Annotated in this window: 14 protein-coding genes and 1 riboswitch; all 14 genes read left to right on the forward strand. The window is 64.4% G+C overall.

The window, feature by feature from the left end; genetic code table 11:
* Window positions 1-22: 22 nt before the first annotated feature.
* On the forward strand, window positions 23-622 hold the full coding sequence (locus THIDRDRAFT_RS06535) for an NUDIX hydrolase (RefSeq protein ID WP_007040026.1): 600 nt from the start codon (window positions 23-25) through the stop codon (window positions 620-622).
* Window positions 619-2,097, forward strand: a complete 1,479-nt coding sequence (locus THIDRDRAFT_RS06540) for a sigma-54-dependent transcriptional regulator (RefSeq protein ID WP_007040027.1) — start codon at window positions 619-621, stop codon at window positions 2,095-2,097. The genes THIDRDRAFT_RS06535 and THIDRDRAFT_RS06540 overlap by 4 nt, the downstream gene beginning before the upstream one ends.
* 121 nt (window positions 2,098-2,218) lie before the next feature.
* On the forward strand, window positions 2,219-2,755 hold the full coding sequence (msrA, locus tag THIDRDRAFT_RS06545) for a peptide-methionine (S)-S-oxide reductase MsrA (RefSeq protein WP_007040028.1): 537 nt from the start codon (window positions 2,219-2,221) through the stop codon (window positions 2,753-2,755).
* A gap of 244 nt (window positions 2,756-2,999) precedes the next feature.
* Window positions 3,000-6,758 carry a methionine synthase gene (gene metH / locus THIDRDRAFT_RS06550; RefSeq protein WP_007040029.1) on the forward strand — a complete coding sequence of 1,253 codons (3,759 nt, stop codon included), beginning with the start codon at window positions 3,000-3,002 and terminating at the stop codon, window positions 6,756-6,758.
* A gap of 1 nt (window position 6,759) precedes the next feature.
* Entirely contained in the window at window positions 6,760-7,326 is a 567-nt protein-coding gene (cobU, locus tag THIDRDRAFT_RS06555; protein ID WP_007040030.1) for a bifunctional adenosylcobinamide kinase/adenosylcobinamide-phosphate guanylyltransferase, read from the forward strand.
* Window positions 7,327-7,530: 204 nt separating this feature from the next.
* Window positions 7,531-8,340 (forward strand): ABC transporter substrate-binding protein, encoded by an 810-nt coding sequence (locus tag THIDRDRAFT_RS06560; RefSeq protein WP_007040031.1) that lies wholly within the window; start codon window positions 7,531-7,533, stop codon window positions 8,338-8,340.
* Between the two features lie 8 nt (window positions 8,341-8,348).
* Window positions 8,349-9,347 carry a FecCD family ABC transporter permease gene (locus tag THIDRDRAFT_RS06565; RefSeq protein ID WP_007040032.1) on the forward strand — a complete coding sequence of 333 codons (999 nt, stop codon included), beginning with the start codon at window positions 8,349-8,351 and terminating at the stop codon, window positions 9,345-9,347.
* Window positions 9,344-10,141: an ABC transporter ATP-binding protein gene (locus tag THIDRDRAFT_RS06570; protein WP_007040033.1), complete on the forward strand. Its 798-nt coding sequence runs from the start codon at window positions 9,344-9,346 to the stop codon at window positions 10,139-10,141. Before THIDRDRAFT_RS06565 ends, THIDRDRAFT_RS06570 begins: the two co-directional genes overlap by 4 nt.
* Window positions 10,142-10,381: 240 nt before the next feature.
* Window positions 10,382-10,483, forward strand: a riboswitch (guanidine-I (ykkC/yxkD leader).
* Window positions 10,484-10,542: 59 nt separating this feature from the next.
* Entirely contained in the window at window positions 10,543-11,595 is a 1,053-nt protein-coding gene (locus THIDRDRAFT_RS06575) for a putative urea ABC transporter substrate-binding protein (protein WP_007040034.1), read from the forward strand.
* 16 nt (window positions 11,596-11,611) lie between these two features.
* Window positions 11,612-12,427: an ABC transporter permease gene (locus THIDRDRAFT_RS06580; protein WP_007040035.1), complete on the forward strand. Its 816-nt coding sequence runs from the start codon at window positions 11,612-11,614 to the stop codon at window positions 12,425-12,427.
* A complete protein-coding gene (locus THIDRDRAFT_RS06585) occupies window positions 12,424-13,236 on the forward strand; it encodes an ABC transporter ATP-binding protein (protein WP_007040036.1) in 813 nt (270 codons plus the stop codon). The genes THIDRDRAFT_RS06580 and THIDRDRAFT_RS06585 overlap by 4 nt, the downstream gene beginning before the upstream one ends.
* Window positions 13,226-13,957, forward strand: a complete 732-nt coding sequence (locus THIDRDRAFT_RS06590) for an urea amidolyase associated protein UAAP1 (protein ID WP_007040037.1) — start codon at window positions 13,226-13,228, stop codon at window positions 13,955-13,957. The genes THIDRDRAFT_RS06585 and THIDRDRAFT_RS06590 overlap by 11 nt, the downstream gene beginning before the upstream one ends.
* Before the next feature lie 10 nt (window positions 13,958-13,967).
* Window positions 13,968-14,603 carry an urea amidolyase associated protein UAAP2 gene (locus THIDRDRAFT_RS06595; RefSeq protein WP_007040038.1) on the forward strand — a complete coding sequence of 212 codons (636 nt, stop codon included), beginning with the start codon at window positions 13,968-13,970 and terminating at the stop codon, window positions 14,601-14,603.
* A gap of 230 nt (window positions 14,604-14,833) precedes the next feature.
* Complete coding sequence (uca, locus tag THIDRDRAFT_RS06600; RefSeq protein WP_007040039.1) at window positions 14,834-18,433, forward strand: urea carboxylase; 3,600 nt, start codon at window positions 14,834-14,836, stop codon at window positions 18,431-18,433.
* Window positions 18,434-18,437: the final 4 nt, after the last annotated feature.

Raw genomic sequence — 18,437 nt, forward strand, 5'->3', positions numbered from 1 at the left:
AGAAGATCCGGAAGGACACCCAATGAATTATTGCAGCGACTGTGGCGCGCCCGTGACCTTGCAGGTGCCGGAGGGCGACAACCGCGAGCGCCATGTCTGCAGCCGATGCGGAACCATCCACTATCAGAACCCGAAAATGGTGGTGGGCTGCATCCCCGAGTGGGAGGACAAGATTCTCCTCTGTCGACGCGCCATTCAACCCCGTCTCGGTTTCTGGACCCTGCCGGCCGGATTCATGGAGCGTGGCGAGACCACCCGCGATGGCGCTGCGCGCGAGACGCTCGAAGAGGCCAATGCCCGCGTTCAGGTCGGGCGGCTCTATGGCCTGTTCAATCTGCCCCATATCGACCAGGTGTACATGCTCTTTCGGGCGCGCCTGCTCGATCTCGATTTCTCTCCGGGCGAGGAGAGCCTCGAAGTACGGCTCTTTGCCGAACGCGAGATCCCCTGGGACGAACTGGCCTTTCACCCCATCCGCGAGACGCTCAAGCTCTTCTTCCGTGATCGGTTGACGGGAGATCGGGAGATGCGCAGTGGGGATATCGTGCGCGATACGGGAGACGAGCCGCGTCTGCACATCACCATCCACGACGAGTCGCCGTTGCACGGTGCCGAGGAATGAGTCGACCGAGCATCCTGGTCGTCGACGACGAGCCGCTCTCGCTCGACACCTTGGCGCGTACCCTGGACGAGGAATTCGAGGTCCGCACCGCCACCAACACGGTCGATGCCGAGCGCATCCTGGATGAGGACTGGATCCAGGTGGTGATCTCGGACCAGCGCATGCCCGAGATGACCGGGGTCGAGTTCCTGGCGCGGGTGCGCGAGCGCTGGCCCGACCTGGCACGGATCATCATCTCGGGCTACACGGATGCCGAGGACATCATCGACGGCATCAATCGGGGCGGTATCCATCAGTACATCACCAAGCCCTGGCATCCGGACAATCTGTTGCTGATCGTGCGCAACGCCTGCCGGTTGGTCCAGTTGCAGCGTGAGAACGCCCTGCTGGCGCTCGAGATGAAGATGACCGCTCAGACGCTGGAGCAGCGTATCGCCCAGCAGCGCGAGCGGCTCAAGCGCAACTTTCGTCTCGACGGCATCGTGCGCAGCCCGGAGAGCCCCATCAACCAGGTCTGCGATCAGATCGCGCGCATTGCCCCCTATGACATCCCGGTTCTCTTGACCGGCGAGTCGGGGACCGGCAAGGAGCTGTTTGCGCGCGCCCTGCACTACAACAGTCCGCGCGCCGACAATCCGTTTGTGGCCGAGAATACGGGCGCCATGCCGGACCAACTGCTCGAAAGCGAGCTGTTCGGACACGAGAAGGGCGCCTTCACTGGTGCCGTGAACCCTCGGGTCGGACTCTTCGACCAGGCCGACGGCGGGACCATTTTTCTCGACGAGATTGGCGAGGTTTCGACCGCCTTTCAGGTCAAGCTGCTGCGTTTGCTGCAGGAACAGGAGGTGCGTCCGCTCGGATCCAATCGCCGCCGAAAGGTGAATGTGCGTGTCGTCGCCGCGACCAACCGGAACCTGGAGCATGAGATCCGCGCGGGACGTTTTCGCGAGGATCTCTATTACAGACTCGCCGGTGTGCGCATCCATCTGCCACCGTTACGCGATCGTCCAATGGATATCGTTCCCATCGCTCGGCATATACTGGACGCCGCTCAGCGCGATTTCGTCAAGCCGGTCGAGGGTTTCACCCAGGAGGCCCTGGACTGCATGAGCCGTTACGCCTGGCCGGGCAATGTGCGCGAGCTGCAGAACGAGATCCAGCGGGTGCTGGTGCTGGCGCCCGCCGGGCGCATGCTGGGCGCCGATCTGCTGGATCCCCGCATCCTGCGCGCGAGCACTTTCGACGACATGGGCGCTTCCGGCATATCTGGAGCGGGCGGTCAGGCCGTGTCGCTCAAGGCGCGCGTGGAGGCGCTGGAGTCCAGCATCTTGCGCGAGACCCTGATCCGTCACCGCTGGAACAAGACCCAGGCCGCCGAGGAGCTGGGCCTGTCGCGGGTCGGCCTGCGCGCCAAGCTGGAGCGTTATGGCCTGCTTCCGTCCAATGGCACGGAGCTGTCGACCGAAGAGGGCTGATTCGCCCGGCGCCCTTTCGCGCGGCCTCTTCCGACCCTATCTCCAGCGCACGGCATCGGTCTCTGGTCAGATTCGGGACGACGGCCGTGGTTCGGAATTCACGAGGTGACGGGAGAATGCGATGGGGATCGAAACAGCGACTTTGGGTGGCGGGTGCTTCTGGTGTCTGGATGCCGTCTTGCGCGAGCTGAAGGGGGTGCGATCTCTAGTCTCCGGCTATGCCGGAGGCGAACGCGCCAATCCGACCTATCAGCAGATCTGTACCGGGGCCACCGGTCATGCCGAGGTGGTGCGGGTCGAATTCGATTCCGACCAGATCGACTTTGCTACCCTGCTGCGGGTCTTCTTCGGCATGCACGACCCGACCAGCCTCAATCGGCAGGGCGCGGACGTCGGCACCCAATACCGCTCGGTGATCTTTTACCACTCGGACGCACAGCGGCTTACCGCCAATGAGGTGATCCAAGAGCTGAACGAGGCTGCGATCTGGCCGAATCCGATCGTTACCCTCGTCGAGCCGGCGCCGCCCTTCTATCCGGCGGAGGCGTATCATCAGGACTACTTCCGTCGCAATCCAGGCCAGGGCTACTGCCAGGTCGTCATTTCGCCCAAGGTTGCGAAGCTGCGCCAAGAGCGGGCTCAGCTGCTGGCAGGGTGAGAAACACCGTCCCTCCGATCTGAAGCCGCTGCTCTCGGGCGAGAAGCCAGCGGCTATTTCTGTTATCGTTTCCCATTGACCGAAGCAGGTTAATGGACACGCTGCGTTCTGTGATTCCTCTGCGTTCCGTTTGCTGTTTCGAGTTGCCAGGATCCTCATTAGGTCGGCACAGAGTGAATGTCCGCCGCCTGTTCGCGTGTTCGCCCGTTCGGGTACGCCCCACAGACACTATCCGCGAGAAGTCATGACCTATTCCACCGCTCTCATCCGCGAGCGTCTCGAACGCTCAATTCTGATTCTCGATGGCGCCATGGGCACCATGATTCAGCGTCACGGCTTGACCGAGGCCGACTATCGGGGTGAGCGTTTCGTGGATTGGCCGAGCGATCTCAAGGGCAACAACGATCTGCTGGCGCTTACCCGACCAGACGTGATCGAAGGCATCCACCGCCAGTATCTGGAGGCCGGGGCCGACATCATCGAGACCAACAGCTTCAACGCAACCAGCGTCGCCATGGCCGACTACGGCATGGAGGCGCTGGCCTACGAGATCAACGTTGCCGCCGCGCGTCTGGCCCGCCAGGCGGCGGATGCGATCGGCACCGAGGACAAGCCGCGCTTCGTCGCTGGCGTGCTCGGTCCCACCAACCGCACCGCGTCCATTTCGCCGGACGTCAACGATCCCGGTTACCGCAACATCGACTTCGACACCCTGGTCACGGCCTATGCCGACTCGACCCGGGGACTGATCGAGGGCGGCGCCGACATCATCCTGATCGAGACCATCTTCGACACCCTGAACGCCAAGGCGGCCGTCTTCGCCGTGCGCAAGGTCTTCGACGAGGACGGTGTCGAGCTGCCGATCATGATCTCGGGCACCATCACCGACCAGTCGGGACGCACACTGACTGGCCAGACCACCGAGGCCTTCTACAACTCGCTGCGTCATGCCGATCCGCTCTCGATCGGGCTCAATTGCGCGCTGGGTCCCTCCGAGCTGCGCCAGTACGTCGAGGAGTTGGCGCGGATCGCCGAGTGTCGGGTCTCGACGCACCCGAACGCCGGTCTGCCGAACGAGCTGGGCGGCTACGATCTGGGGCCGGAGGAGATGGCCACCGAGATCGCCGAGTGGGCGCGCTCCGGCTTCCTCAACATCATCGGCGGCTGCTGCGGTACCACGCCGGACCACATCCGCGCCATCGCTGCGGCGGTTGAGGGCATGGCGCCGCGTCCGCTGCCGGACATCGCACCGGCCTGCCGGCTGTCCGGGCTGGAGCCCTTCAACATCGGCGCCGAGACACTCTTCGTCAACGTCGGCGAGCGCACCAACGTCACCGGTTCGGCGCGCTTCAAGCGTCTGATCAAGGAAGAGGACTACGACACGGCGCTGAGCGTTGCCCAGGAGCAGGTCGAGAACGGCGCCCAGGTGATCGACGTCAACATGGACGAGGGTCTGCTGGACGCGGTCGCCGCCATGCAGCGCTTTCTCAATCTGGTCGCGGCCGAGCCGGACATCGCCAAGGTTCCGGTCATGATCGACTCCTCCAAATGGGAGGTGATCGAGACCGGGCTCAAATGCGTCCAGGGCAAGCCGATCGTCAACTCCATCTCGCTCAAGGAAGGCAAGGAGAAGTTCCTGCACCAGGCGCATCTGTGCCGACGCTATGGCGCGGCGGTCATCGTCATGGCCTTTGACGAGGTCGGTCAGGCCGACACCCAGGCGCGCAAGATCGAGATCTGCACCCGTGCCTATAAGATTCTGACCGAGCAGGTCGGCTTTCCGGCCGAAGACATCATCTTCGACCCCAACATCTTCGCCGTCGCCACCGGTATCGAGGAGCACAACAACTACGCGGTCGACTTCATCGAGGCGGTGCGCGAGATCAAACGCACATTGCCGCACGCCAAGATCTCAGGCGGCGTGTCCAACGTCTCCTTCTCCTTCCGCGGCAACAACCCGGTACGCGAGGCGATCCACGCCGTTTTCCTCTATCACGCGATCCATGCCGGGATGGACATGGGCATCGTCAACGCCGGCCAGCTCGCCATCTATGACGATCTGCCCGAGGATCTGCGCGAGGCGGTCGAGGACGTCATCCTCAATCGCCGCGACGACGGGACCGAACGTCTGCTCGATATCGCGCCCAACTATCAGGGTGGCGGTGCGGTCGAGGCGCGCCCGGAGGAACAGGAATGGCGCAGTTGGCCGGTCGAGGAGCGTCTGAAGCACTCCTTGGTCAAGGGCATCACCGATTACATCGACCAGGATACCGAGGAGGCACGCCTGGAGCTCGGGCGTCCGCTGCTGGTCATCGAGGGGCCGTTGATGGCCGGCATGAACCATGTCGGCGACCTCTTCGGTGCCGGCAAGATGTTCCTGCCCCAGGTGGTCAAGTCGGCGCGGGTCATGAAGAAGGCGGTTGCCTATCTCTTCCCCTATCTGGAGGCCGAGAAGGCCGCCTCGGGCGAGGCCGCCAAGAACAACGGCCGCATCCTGATGGCGACGGTCAAGGGTGACGTGCACGACATCGGTAAGAACATCGTCGGCGTGGTCCTGCAGTGCAACAGCTACGAGGTCATCGACATCGGGGTCATGGTCCCGGCCGACACCATCCTCCAGCGTGCGCGTGAGGAGAATGTCGACATCATCGGTCTGTCCGGTCTCATCACGCCGTCGCTCGACGAGATGGTCCATGTCGCCAAGGAGATGGAGCGCTCCGGGATGGCGATGCCGCTCATGATCGGCGGCGCCACCACCTCCAAGCTCCATACCGCGATCAAGATCTCGCCCCAGCGCGAGGCGCCGGTCATCTATGTGCCCGACGCCTCGCGGGCGGTCGGCGTGGCTTCCAACCTGCTCAGCGACGATCTGCGCCCGGCCTATCTCGCCTCGATCCGAGAGGACTATGCCCGTGTTCGTGCCGAGCGCGAGGGCAAGTCAACGGTTCGCAAATTCATGCCGATCACCGCCGCACGCGCCAATCGGGTCCCGATCGACTGGTCGAGCTATGTGCCGCCACGTCCGGCATTGCTCGACGAGGGCTTCAGTGATTCGGGCCCCTGGTCGCTCCAGCTGGAGCCGGTCGGTGGCGGTGTGGTGGCGACCATCGCGAATTTCCCGCTCGACGATCTGGTCGGCTGCATCGACTGGCTGCCCTTCTTCCATGCCTGGGAGCTGGCGCACAAACGCTTCCCCGATATCCTCGACGACGACGTGATCGGCGAGGAGGCGCGCAAGCTCTACGCCGATGCCCAGTCCTTCCTGGAGCGTCTGGTCAGCGAGCGCTGGCTGGAGGCGCGTGCCGTGTTCGGCTTCTTCCCGGCCAATGCGGTGGGCGATGACGATATCGCGCTCTATACCGACGCCTCGCGTGGCGAGACGCTGGCCATGCTGCACCATCTGCGTCAGCAGATGCCGCGCGACGCCTCGCGCAATCAGCCCAACTTCTGTCTGTCGGACTTCATCGCGCCCACTGGCCAGGACGACTGGATCGCGGCCTTCGCCGTCACCGCCGGTGTCGGGATCGACGCGCATCTGGCCCGCTTCGAGGCCGATCACGACGACTACAGCGCCATTATGCTCAAGTCCCTGGCCGATCGCCTGGCTGAGGCCTTCGCCGAGCGGTTGCACCAGCTGGTGCGTACCCGTTATTGGGGCTATGCGGCGGACGAGGCCCTGAGCAACGAAGAGCTGATCGCCGAGAAATACCAGGGTATCCGTCCGGCGCCCGGCTATGCGGCCTGCCCGGATCACACCGAGAAGGGCATCCTCTGGGAGCTCCTGGAGCCGGATCGTCGGGTCGGCATCAGTCTGACCGAGAACTTCGCCATGCTGCCGACCGCCGCAGTCTCGGGCTGCTACTTCTCGCATCCGGATGCGCGCTATTTCGGCGTCGGCAAGATCCAGAAGGATCAGGTCGAGGACTATGCCGCGCGCAAGGGCATGACCCTGGCCGAGGCCGAACGCTGGCTCGCCCCCGTGCTCGGATACGATCCCGCGTAGGATGGGTCGAGCACAGCAAAATCCATCGACGGAATCCTCGGCGGTTCTCGTCTGCGGTCCCGCCCGTAGCGGCAAGAGCGAATGGGCCGAGCGTCTGGCCCATCAATCGGGCCGCTCGGTCGTCTATATCGCGACCGCTAGGGAGGATCCCGAGGACGCCGACTGGAGCGCCCGGATCGAGGCCCACCGTTGCCGTCGTCCCGAGCAGTGGTCGACCGTCTGCGCACCGACCGAGCTGGAAGCGGCCCTGGTGGAGCACGGCGGATCGGATCGCTGTCTGCTGATCGACTCGCTCGGTACCTGGGTTGCCAACCTGATCGAGCTCGAGGATGCGCAGTGGCGCGAACGGGTCGAGCGTCTGGAGGCCGTTGTCGACGCCTGTCCGGCCCTTCTGATCCTGGTCGCCGAGGAAACCGGCTGGGGTGTGATCCCGGCCTATCCGATCGGACGGACCTTCCGCGACCGGCTCGGCAACCTGATTCGTCGACTCGGTCCGCGCTGCGCGTCCAACTATCTGGTGACCGGTGGGTATGCGCTCGATCTCTCGCTCCTCGGTAAGCCGGTTTGAAAAAGCTACCAGTCGCCAGCTGTCAGCGTGAAGCTGTGTGTTGGAGCGACTTTCTGGTGCTTTGCCTCTCGCCCAATGGGTGGGCTGTTCAGTGGAAAACGAATCTCAGTGCCTAACGTTCTCAAACTGGAGGCTGGTCGCTGGAGGCTGACAGCGCTCCTTCTTTGCGCCTTTGCGGTTCCAATCTTGATTTCGGGCACCGCCATGGCCGATCCGGCGTCTCTGCCGAGGGTTGCGAGCACCAATCTCTGCGCCGATCTGATGTTGGTGCAGATCGCCGATCCCGCCCAGATCGTTTCGCTGTCCTATCAGAGCCGCGACCCCCGCGTTTCGTCGATCGTGGAGGTTGCACGTGCCTATCCGGAGAATCGCGGCGGGGTGGAGGATCTGCTGTATCTGAAGCCCGATATCGCGCTCGTCTATACCGGCTGGAACGGGCGTGGCCATGCCGAGCTGCTGGCCGGGCGGGGGATCGAGATCCTGCCGCTTCCCTATCCGGCGACCTGGTCGGATGCGCTGAAGACGACCCGCGAGATCGCGGCACGCATCGGACGCGTCGAGGCCGGTGAGATACGGATCGCCGAGGCCAAGCAGCGCATGCGGGAGCTGCGTGCGCGTATCCGGCCCTATCGAGCGCTCTATTTGAGACCGAGCGGCGGTACGGCGGGGTCCGGGACCTATGTCGACGATCTGTTGCGCCTGCTGGGTCTGCGCAACGTCGCCGCCGAGCAGGGATTGTCCGGTTGGGGACGCTTCCCGCTGGAGCGACTGGTGACGTCACCACCCGATCTCTTTCTGTTGGGCTATTTCGATCGGGTCCGACCGGGAGTCGCCTCGGCCTACGGTCGCCATCCGCTGCTGCGGTCTATGCTGGAACGCACCCCGGCCGTGCGTGTGTCCGGAACGCTGTGGGGCTGCGGCGGGCTTGAGCTGGTTGGTGCCGCCGAGCGGATCGTCGCCCAGATCGAAGCGCTTCCCACCGGATCCGGCCCTATCGCTGTAGGTCAGCCCTGACTCCATCCATGTTTCAAATTCGACCGCGTTCGCTGACCCTCGTTCTGGTGCTGACCCTGTTGGGGCTCAGTCTGGCTTCGCTCTGTTTCGGCGAGGCGCCCCTGTCGCTCGGCGAGGTGGTCGGCGGACTGCTCGGCACGGGGACCGAGGAACAGCGTCTCATCGTCCAGCAGATTCGACTGCCGCGCGTGCTGCTTGCCTGGCTGGTCGGCTGCTCGCTCGGTGCATCCGGTGCCGCGCTGCAGGGTCTGTTGAGAAATCCGCTCGCCGAGCCGGGTCTGCTCGGCATCTCGGCGAGCGCCGGATTGGGCGCCGTGGTGGCGCTCTATTTCGGTCTCACCGCCCTGAGTCTCTGGGCGCTTCCTGTGGCCGCCATGAGCTTCGCCTTGCTGGCGACCGCTGTCCTCTACGCGCTGACCCGCGCCGGATCGACCAACCTGACGCTCATCCTCGCCGGCATCGCGCTCTCCTCGCTGGCCACGGCTCTGACCTCGCTCGCGCTCAATCTGGCGCCGAATCCGGGTGGGGTCCAAGACATCGTGCTCTGGCTGCTCGGCTCGATCGCCGACCGCAGTTTCGACGATGTGTGGCTCTGTCTGCCGTTCGTCATCGTCGGGTTGGCGCTCCTGCTGCTGACCGGGCCATCGCTCGATGTGCTGGCGCTGGGGGAGGGCGAGGCACGCACTCTAGGTGTGGATCTGGGGCGTCTGCGCGGGCTCATCATTTTGGGATCGGCGTTGAGCGTTGGGGCCACGGTCGCGGTGTCTGGCGCGATCGGTTTCGTAGGTCTGGTGGTGCCGCATCTGCTGCGGCGCTTCGTCGACTATCGGCCGGGCCGTCTGCTGCTGCCGAGCGCGCTCGGCGGAGCGGTGCTGATCCTCGCCGCCGATATCGCCGTGCGTCTGCTCGACACACCCAAGGAACTGATGCTCGGCGTGGTGACGGCGCTCATCGGTGCGCCCTTCTTCATGGCCCTGGTGCTGCGCTCGCGGAGGGACATGCTGTGAGTCTGCTCGATATCGCCGGGCTCGATGTAGTGCTGGGCGGCAAATCGCTGGTGCGCGGGCTCTCGTTCGAGATCGGTGAGGGCGAACTGCTGGGTCTGGTCGGTCCCAACGGTGCGGGAAAGAGCACGCTGGTCAAGGCCGTCGCCCAACTGCTCGAGTATCGCGGCGAGATCCGTTTCCAGGGACGGCCGCTGAATGCCCTCTCGGCGCGCGAACGGGCTCGCTGTCTGGCCTATCTGAGCCAGGAGGATCCGGTTCAATGGCCCATCTCGGTGCGCGATCTGGTCGGGCTCGGGCGTCATCCCTATCGCGGTAGCTGGTGGCGTGGCGCCGGTCGGTCGGGGACGGGCGATCTGGAGGCGATCGAGTCGGCCATGCGGTTGACCGATGTCTGGCGGCTGCGCGAGCGTCGCGTCACCGAGCTGTCGGGCGGTGAGCGGGCGCGTGCCCGTCTGGCCCGGGTGCTGGTCGTCGAGGCGCCGCTGATTCTGGCCGACGAGCCGGTGGCGGCGTTGGATCCCAGGCATCAGTTGCAGGTGATGCAGCTCCTGCGCTCGGCCTGTCAGAGCGGGCGGGGTGTCCTGGTGGTGCTCCATGACCTGACCCTCGCCAGCCGCTTCTGCGATCGTCTGGTGATGATGGATCGGGGTGAGCTGATTGCGACCGGCACGCCCACCGAGGTGCTGACGGCGGAGAATCTCGCTCGAACCTATGGTGTGCGAGCCGTCATGGGCGAACACGATGGGCAGGGATACGTCGTGCCCTGGGACACGTCCGAGCCGTTGCGATCCTGATGGGTCGCTGGTATCGGACAACGCTGTTCTGACAAGCGTAGTCAGCTGACCACCCACTCACCGTTTTAAGCACCATTTCGGTGCGCCCGCGTCAATTCTGCACAACATTGGCGCGTCAGATGCATGTCACTCTTCCGGATGAACACGGCATCTAGCGGCTTTCCTGGAAGAAAAGATGCTGGCATGAGGTTTGCTTTTTCTCGATGGCGGAGCAGCATGGCCAACGTGCTGCGAGTCATTGAAAAAGCTGGCTAGGGTTCCGGTCCATCGCAAATGGATGTCTGGTCCGAGAGCTGGCGACCTCCAGTAGAGGTTACACGGCGGGACAAAAGCCCGGGAGATAGCCGCACCTATGGTGCTGCGCTGCTCCCGCCTTTTGTTCACCTCGACTGGAGATCCGCATGACTACTCGCCGCATTCTGGGCGCTTTCGCCCTCGCCCTCTGCCTCGCAAGCGTGGCCAACGCCGCTCCCCAAAAACGATTCAACGTCTGCTGGACGATCTATGCCGGCTGGATGCCTTGGGGCTATGCCCAAACGCAGGGCATCGTCGACAAGTGGGCACAGAAATACGGCATCCAGATCAAGGTCACCCAGCTCAACGACTACATCGAGTCCATCAACCAGTACACGGCCGGCCAGTTCGACGGCTGCACCATGACCAACATGGATGCGCTGACGGTGCCAGCGGCAAGCGGTGTCGACAGCACGGCATTGATCCCCGGCAGCTATTCCAACGGCAACGATGGCGTCGTGCTCAAGGGTCAGGGCAAGACGCTGGCCGACATTGAGGGCCAGGACGTTCATCTGGTCCAATTCTCCGTCTCGCATTATTTGCTCGCACGTGCTCTGGACAGCGTGGGCCTGCGCGAGCGTGACATCAAAGTCGTCAACACGTCTGACGCCGATATCGTCGGCGCCTTCAACGCACCGAGGGTGCAGGCTGCCGTAACCTGGAACCCTCAGCTGTCGACGCTCGTAGCGATGCCCGATATCACCGAGGTATTCGACTCCAGCAAAATACCTGGAGAAATCATCGATTTGATGGTGGTCAACACGGAGACGCTGCGCGATACCCCCGAGCTGGGCAAGGCGCTGACTGGCGCCTGGTTCGAGGTGATGGCGCTGATGAAGGCAAAGGATGCCGAGGTCCTGGATGCCATGGCCCGGAGCGCAGGTACCACACTCCCAAGCTACGAAGCCCAACTCAACACCACAGCATTGCTGCACACGCCCGCCGAAGCGTTGGATTTTGTCACCAGCGCAAACCTAGCGGAAACGATGAAGCGCGTTGCGCAATTCTCGTTCGACAAGGGACTACTGGGCGAAGGCGCGCGCAGTGCGGACGCAATCGGGGTGGCGTTCCCGGACGGCTCGGTCAACGGCAACGCAAAGAACATCAAGTTGCGCTTCGACGCCACCTACCTACGCCAAGCCGCTGACGGCCAGCTCTGAGCGCCAGGAGGCCTTCATGCGTTTCATCAATCGCCACCCTGGCCTGGGAGGTCGGCTGCTGCTTGCACTGCTGCCGCTGATCCTGCTCGCGCTGATCTACGGCACCGCTTCTACATTGCGGCTGGCGGACAACCCTGATGATCGGCTGCTGCCCAGCCTGCCGCAAATGGCCGACGCGGTTGTACGCCTGGGCTTCACCGAGGATAAGCGCACCGGTGAGTACCTGCTGTGGAGCGACACCCTCGCCAGCCTGGAGCGCCTCGGGCTCGGGCTGTCCATTGCGTCCCTGGCTGGTCTGGCGTTGGGTACGGCGGCAGGCGTGTTTCCGCTGCTCGGGGCCTCGTTATCACCGTTGCTGGCGATTGCCTCCATGGTGCCGCCGTTGGCCATTTTGCCGATCCTGTTCATCGTGTTCGGGCTCGACGAGCTATCCAAGATCATGCTGATCGTTATTGGCTTGACGCCGGTGCTGGCGCGCGATCTGGAACAGCGTGCCCGCGAGATCCCACAAGAGGTTCTGATCAAAGCCCAGACGTTGGGCGCCACCAGCTGGACGCTGGTGCTGCGGGTGATCCTGCCGCAACTGCTGGCCCGGTTGCTGGTGTCGCTGCGGTTGATGCTGGGCTCCGCGTGGCTGTTTCTCATCTCAGCAGAGGCGATCTCGGCCACGGCGGGCCTGGGTTATCGCATTTTCCTGGTGCGTCGCTACATGGCGATGGACGTGATCCTGCCTTACGTCGTTTGGATCACGCTGCTGGCCTGGGCCATGGATTGGGGCCTACGCCGGCTTCACCGCTACTGGTTCCCCTGGTCGGAAGGGGGACGCGCATGAGCTTCATCGAGATCCGCAACGTATGGCAGGCGTATGGCGACCATGTCGTTCTCGAACGTCTGAAGCTCACGGTGGAAGAAGGCCAATTATGCACCCTGGTCGGCGCATCGGGCTGCGGCAAGTCGACCTTCCTGCGACTGCTGCTGGGGCAGGAGCGTCCCAGCAAGGGTCAGCTGCTGCTGCAAGGAAAGCCCTTTCCCGCCGAACCGGATGCCAGCCGAGGCGTCGTCTTCCAGCGCTACTCGGTCTTTCCGCATCTGACGGTACTGGACAACGTGACCATCGGCCTGGAGCTGCCGCGTGCTCATCTGACCGGGCGGTTATGGGGAAGCGCCAAACGGCGCGCCCGGGAAGAGGCGGCGCAGATGCTTGAAAAAGTGGGCTTGGGGGCCGCGTTTCACCAATACCCCAGCCAGTTGTCGGGTGGTATGCAGCAACGTCTGGCCATCGCGCAGGCCCTGATCGCTCGTCCGCGGGTGCTGCTGCTCGACGAGCCTTTTGGCGCGCTGGACCCGGGCATTCGCAAGGACATGCATGCGCTGCTGCTGGAGCTGTGGCGCGAGAGCGGGCTGACCGTGTTCATGGTCACCCACGACCTCTACGAGGGCTTTCATCTCGGCACGCGTCTGCTGGTATTCGACAAGGTCCGCATTGACCCGCAAGCCCCACAGGCTTACGGCGCACGCATCACCTACGACATCCCATTGAACTCAGACCGTCGGCAGACAAGAGAGGCCATCGCCGCATTGCCGCCGCATGTCCTCGATGCCATCAACCCCGTTTCTCAGGAGAACCATGATGAGCGCTGATCCCATGGCAGTACAGAGCGCACTGTACGAAGAAACCGTCCCCGGCGGCGGGCATACGTCCTTCATCCTCAAGCGCGGGCAAACCCTGCGCCTCACCGACATCGAAGGCGGTGCCAACGTCAGTCTGATGCTGCTCAATGCCAGCCAGCCCAGCGAGCGGCTGAACCTGCCCGACACCCTTAAGGGGCAGCACACCGCGCGTCTGACCGCCGGCCATTGCCTTTACTCCGACATGGGCCGAGTGCTGGCCGCGATTATTGCCGATACCCGTGGCTGGCATGACAGCTTCGGCGGCGTGCTCAACGCCGAGGAGGTGCGCGAGAAATATGGCGAGGGCCGCTATCAGGAACTGCACAACGGGTTCTTTCGCAACGGCACCGACAACCTGCTGGTGGAGATGGGCAAGTGGAACTTGGGCCTGGAGGACCTGCTCATGGTGGTCAACCTGTTCAGCAAGGTCACTGTCGATGCCGACGGCGGCTTCCACTTCGAAGAGGATCACGGCCAGGCAGGCGATTACGTCGAACTGTATGCACCGATGGACACCCTGGTGATCCTGACCGCGCTGCAGCACCCGCTGGACCCGAATCCGCAATACGCCCCGCGATCGGTTCAGCTGTCCTGGCGGGAGGAGCGCAGTGACGGCATCAGCGTCGTATGTCGCACCTCCCGCCCGGAGAACGCGCGTGCCTTCCACAACACCGAACGTTTCTACCTATAAGGAGACGGCCATGACACTGACGACCAGTCCTCTGGCAGCGGCAGACGCCACCTTTCGCCACGTCATCCCGGCGGGCGAGCCCTACCTGTTCGAGATCAAGGCCGGGCAGATCCTGCGCCTGCTCGACCTCGAAGGCAATCAGGCCATCGACACGCTCTTCTACAGCGCGCCCAACCCGCGCGAGCGTTACGATCCGCAGCGCACCCTGCGCCGCCAGAACAATGCCTATCTCACCACCGGCAGCGTGCTGTACTCGAACCTGGGCAACCCGCTGCTGACCATCACCGCCGATACCTGCGGTCGCCACGACACGCTGGGCGGTGCCTGCGCGCAGGAGAGCAACACCGTGCGCTATGCGCTGGACAAGCGCTACATGCACAGCTGCCGTGACAACTTCCTGTGCGCCTGCCTGCACGACGGCCGGCTGGACAAGCGCGACATCGGCGCCAACATCAACTTCTTCATGAACGTCCCGGTCACGCCCGAGGGCGGGCTCACCTTCGAAGACGGCATCTCTGCACCCGGCAAATACGTGGAACTGAAGGCACACACCGACGTGATCGTGCTGATTTCCAACTGTCCGCAGCTTAACAACCCATGCAACGGCTGGAACCCGACACCTGCCGAGGTGCTGGTATGGAACTGACAGACGTCGGCAGAACCGGTGCATGGGGACACTCCTGGCGAAGGCGGTTGCATGTCGCGTCCGCGCTGTAGGACGTACGCGCCAATCTCTATGAGGTGATGATCCAGGCCGGAAAGGGCCGCCCTGGCGGTCCGCGATGGGCTGCCGGATCCAGCACCTCCCGCCGTGGACGACCACGGTGCGTCGCTTACTGACCAACGCGGGACGGCCTGCATGCTGAGAGTCAGCTGATGTTCAACAAACTTCTTATTGCCAACCGCGGTGCCATTGCCTGCCGTGTTTTGCGTACCCTGCGCAACCTCGGGGTCCAGGGTGTGACCGTCTACTCCGAAGCCGATGTGGCCAGCCTGCATGTGCAGCAGGCGGACCACGCCATCAGTCTGGGCGACGGTCCCGCCTCGCAGACCTATCTGGCGGTGGACAAAATTCTCGCCGCCGCGCGCGATAGCGGCGTGCAAGCCATCCATCCGGGATACGGCTTCCTGTCGGAGAACGCGGCCTTTGCCGAAGCCTGCGAGGCCGCAGGCATCGCCTTTGTCGGCCCTACGCCCGCTCAGCTGCGGGTGTTCGGTCTCAAACACACCGCCCGCGCGCTGGCCCGAGAACAAGGCGTACCCTTGCTCGAAGGCACCGAATTACTGGAAGACCTCGACTCTGCGCTGGCGGCGGGCGCGCAGGTCGGCTATCCCGTCATGCTCAAGAGTACCGCCGGCGGCGGTGGTATCGGCATGCGGGTGTGCTGCTCGTCCGAGGAACTGACCGACGCTTTCGACACCGTGCGTCGTCTGGGCCAGAACAACTTCAGCGACGCCGGTGTGTTCATCGAGAAGTACATCGAACGTGCTCGCCACCTGGAAGTGCAGGTATTCGGCGACGGGCATGGTGAAGTCATCGCTTTGGGCGTGCGCGACTGCTCGGTCCAGCGGCGCAACCAGAAGGTGTTGGAGGAAACTCCGGCGTCCAACCTTCCCGCGGGCATGGCCGATGCGCTGTGCGCCGCTGCGGTCAAGCTGGCCCGCGCGGTGAATTACCGCAGCGCCGGAACGGTCGAGTTCGTCTACGATAGCGAGGCTGAGCGCTTCTATTTCCTGGAGGTGAATACGCGGCTGCAGGTCGAGCATGGCGTCACCGAGCAGGTCTGGGGCGTGGACCTGGTGCGCTGGATGGTCGAGCTGGCGGCCGGTACGCTGGCGCCGCTGGCCGAGCTGAGCAAGAACCTGCACCCCAGTGGGCATGCCATCCAGGCGCGGCTGTACGCCGAGGACCCGGGCCGTGATTTCCAGCCCAGTCCGGGGCTGCTCACTGCAGTGGCTTTCCCTGAAGCCGTCGGCCGGGCCCTGCGTATCGACACCTGGGTCGAGGCCGGCTGCGAAATTCCGCCGTACTTCGACCCGATGATCGCCAAACTGATCGCCTGGGCCCCCACGCGCGAGCAGGCCCGCCTGAGCTTGGACGCGGCGCTGGCCGATAGCGTGCTGTATGGGGTGGAGACCAACTGCGACTACCTGCGGCAGATCCTGTCCCACATGCCGTTCGTCGTCGGGGCGCCCTGGACGCGTTGCCTCGAAGGGCTGGTCTACCGGGCCGACACCGTCGAGGTGATGTCGGCGGGTACCCAGACCACCGTACAGGACGTCCCGGGCCGGCTCGGCTACTGGGCGGTGGGCGTGCCGCCGTCCGGTCCGATGGACGATCGTGCGCTGCGCCTGGGCAACCGCCTGGTTGGTAACCCGGAGAGCGCCGCTGGGCTGGAGATCACCATGAGCGGCCCGACGTTGCGCTTCAATGCCGACGCCGTGGTGGCTGTGACCGGTGCCGAGATCCCGCTGCGCGTGGATGGTGTGGAGCAGCCGCTGCACACCGCGCTGTTCGTTGCCGCTGGTAGTACCCTGGCGTTGGGTACCATCGTCGGCGCTGGCGCACGCAGCTATTTGGTGCTGCGCGGCGGACTGCAATTGCCGAGTTACCTGGGCAGCAAGAGCACCTTTACCCTCGGCCAATTCGGCGGCCATGGTGGCCGCGCCTTGCGCGCCGGAGACGTTCTGCATCTGGCGCCGCTGGTCGATGATACGGCCGGCGCGGCACTGAGGGACGAACTGTGTCTGCCCTTGCCGGCCGTGCGCGAACTGCGCGTGATCTATGGCCCCCACGGTGCACCGGAATACTTCACCCCGGCCTCTATCGAGACCTTTTTCGCCACAGACTGGGAGGTGCATTTCAACTCCAGCCGCACCGGCGTGCGCCTGATCGGCCCCAAGCCCGACTGGACGCGCGACAGCGGCGGCGAGGCCGGTCTGCATCCCTCCAACATCCACGACAACCCCTATGCCGTCGGCGCGGTGGACTTCACCGGCGACATGCCGGTCATCCTGGGGCCGGACGGACCCAGCCTGGGTGGTTTCGTGTGCCCGGTGACCGTGATCGAGGCCGATCTGTGGCAGCTCGGCCAGCTCAAAGCTGGCGACAAGGTGCGCTTCGTGCCAGTGGACATTGCCACTGCGCGTCGTTTGGCAGAGGCACGTGCGCAGGAGGTGAACAGTCTGGCGCTCGCGCCGGTGGACTGGCGGCCGGCCGCCTTGGCTTCGCCCGTGGCATTGGACATCGGCAGTGCTAGCAAGCATCTGATGGCGCGGCTGTCGGGCGACACCCACCTGCTGCTGGAGATCGGTGAACCTGAGCTGGACCTGGTGCTGCGCTTTCGCGCCCACGCCCTGATGCAGGCGCTGGAGTCCCGCGCGCTGGCCGGCGTGATCGACCTGACGCCAGGCATCCGTTCGCTGCAGGTCCACTACCAGCCGCAGGTGCTGCCGCTAGCGAAATTGCTGGCCGCCATCGTCGAGTTGTGGGATGGCGTCTGCGCGACCGACGACCTGAGCGTGCCCTCGCGCATCGTGCATCTGCCTTTGTCCTGGGACGATCCGGCCTGCCAGTTGGCGATCCAGAAGTACATGACCACGGTGCGCAAGGACGCGCCCTGGTGTCCGAGCAACCTGGAGTTCATCCGCCGCATCAATGATCTGCCCAACCTTGACGAGGTCTATCGCACGGTTTTCGAGGCTAGCTACCTGGTGATGGGGCTGGGCGACGTCTACCTCGGCGCGCCGGTGGCCACGCCGCTGGATCCGCGCCACCGCCTGGTCACCACCAAATACAACCCGGCGCGCACCTGGACGGCGGAGAATTCGGTCGGTATCGGCGGCGCCTACCTCTGTGTGTACGGCATGGAAGGCCCTGGCGGCTACCAGTTCGTCGGCCGCACCCTGCAGATGTGGAACCGCTACCGCGCCGTCGATGCCTTCGAGGGCAATCCCTGGCTGCTGCGCTTCTTCGATCAGATCCGCTTCTACCCGGTCAGCGCCGACGCGCTGCAACGCATCCGCCGCGACTTTCCGCTGGGCCGCCATCCATTGCGTATCGAGCACAGCACGCTGAACCTGGCCGACTACCAGGCCTTCCTAACGCGTGAGGCAGAGGGCATTGCCGCCTTCCGGGCGCAGCAGCGCGCCGCCTTCGACGCTGAGCGTCAGCGTTGGATCGCCACCGGTCAGGCACATTTCGAGAGCGAGGAAGTCGCCCCAGACATCGGCGCGGACGAGCCCCTGAGCGCGGGCCAGCACGCCATCGAAAGCCACATCGCCGGCAACCTCTGGCAGGTGAGTGTCGAGGTCGGCCAGCGGGTTGGTGCCGGCGATGTGCTGGTGGTTCTGGAGTCCATGAAGATGGAGATCGCCCTGGACGCGCCCTGCGCGGGCATCGTGCGCGAAGTGCGCGTACAGCCCGGCTCGCCGGTACGCGCCGGCCAGTGCGTCGTCGTGATCGAGGAAGTCTGAGGAT

Source organism: Thiorhodococcus drewsii AZ1 (genome assembly GCF_000224065.1).
In the GTDB taxonomy this organism is placed as follows: Bacteria; Pseudomonadota; Gammaproteobacteria; order Chromatiales; family Chromatiaceae; genus Imhoffiella; species Imhoffiella drewsii.

Bases quoted from the DNA above. Each gene is read 5' to 3' on its own strand.
- THIDRDRAFT_RS06535 (WP_007040026.1), top strand. From the start codon at position 23: ATGAATTATTGCAGCGACTGTGGCGCGCCCGTGACCTTGCAGGTGCCG.
- THIDRDRAFT_RS06540 (WP_007040027.1), top strand. From the start codon at position 619: ATGAGTCGACCGAGCATCCTGGTCGTCGACGACGAGCCGCTCTCGCTC.
- msrA (WP_007040028.1), top strand. From the start codon at position 2,219: ATGGGGATCGAAACAGCGACTTTGGGTGGCGGGTGCTTCTGGTGTCTG.
- metH (WP_007040029.1), top strand. From the start codon at position 3,000: ATGACCTATTCCACCGCTCTCATCCGCGAGCGTCTCGAACGCTCAATT.
- cobU (WP_007040030.1), top strand. From the start codon at position 6,760: ATGGGTCGAGCACAGCAAAATCCATCGACGGAATCCTCGGCGGTTCTC.
- THIDRDRAFT_RS06560 (WP_007040031.1), top strand. From the start codon at position 7,531: ATGGCCGATCCGGCGTCTCTGCCGAGGGTTGCGAGCACCAATCTCTGC.
- THIDRDRAFT_RS06565 (WP_007040032.1), top strand. From the start codon at position 8,349: ATGTTTCAAATTCGACCGCGTTCGCTGACCCTCGTTCTGGTGCTGACC.
- THIDRDRAFT_RS06575 (WP_007040034.1), top strand. From the start codon at position 10,543: ATGACTACTCGCCGCATTCTGGGCGCTTTCGCCCTCGCCCTCTGCCTC.
- THIDRDRAFT_RS06580 (WP_007040035.1), top strand. From the start codon at position 11,612: ATGCGTTTCATCAATCGCCACCCTGGCCTGGGAGGTCGGCTGCTGCTT.
- THIDRDRAFT_RS06585 (WP_007040036.1), top strand. From the start codon at position 12,424: ATGAGCTTCATCGAGATCCGCAACGTATGGCAGGCGTATGGCGACCAT.
- THIDRDRAFT_RS06590 (WP_007040037.1), top strand. From the start codon at position 13,226: ATGAGCGCTGATCCCATGGCAGTACAGAGCGCACTGTACGAAGAAACC.
- THIDRDRAFT_RS06595 (WP_007040038.1), top strand. From the start codon at position 13,968: ATGACACTGACGACCAGTCCTCTGGCAGCGGCAGACGCCACCTTTCGC.
- uca (WP_007040039.1), top strand. From the start codon at position 14,834: ATGTTCAACAAACTTCTTATTGCCAACCGCGGTGCCATTGCCTGCCGT.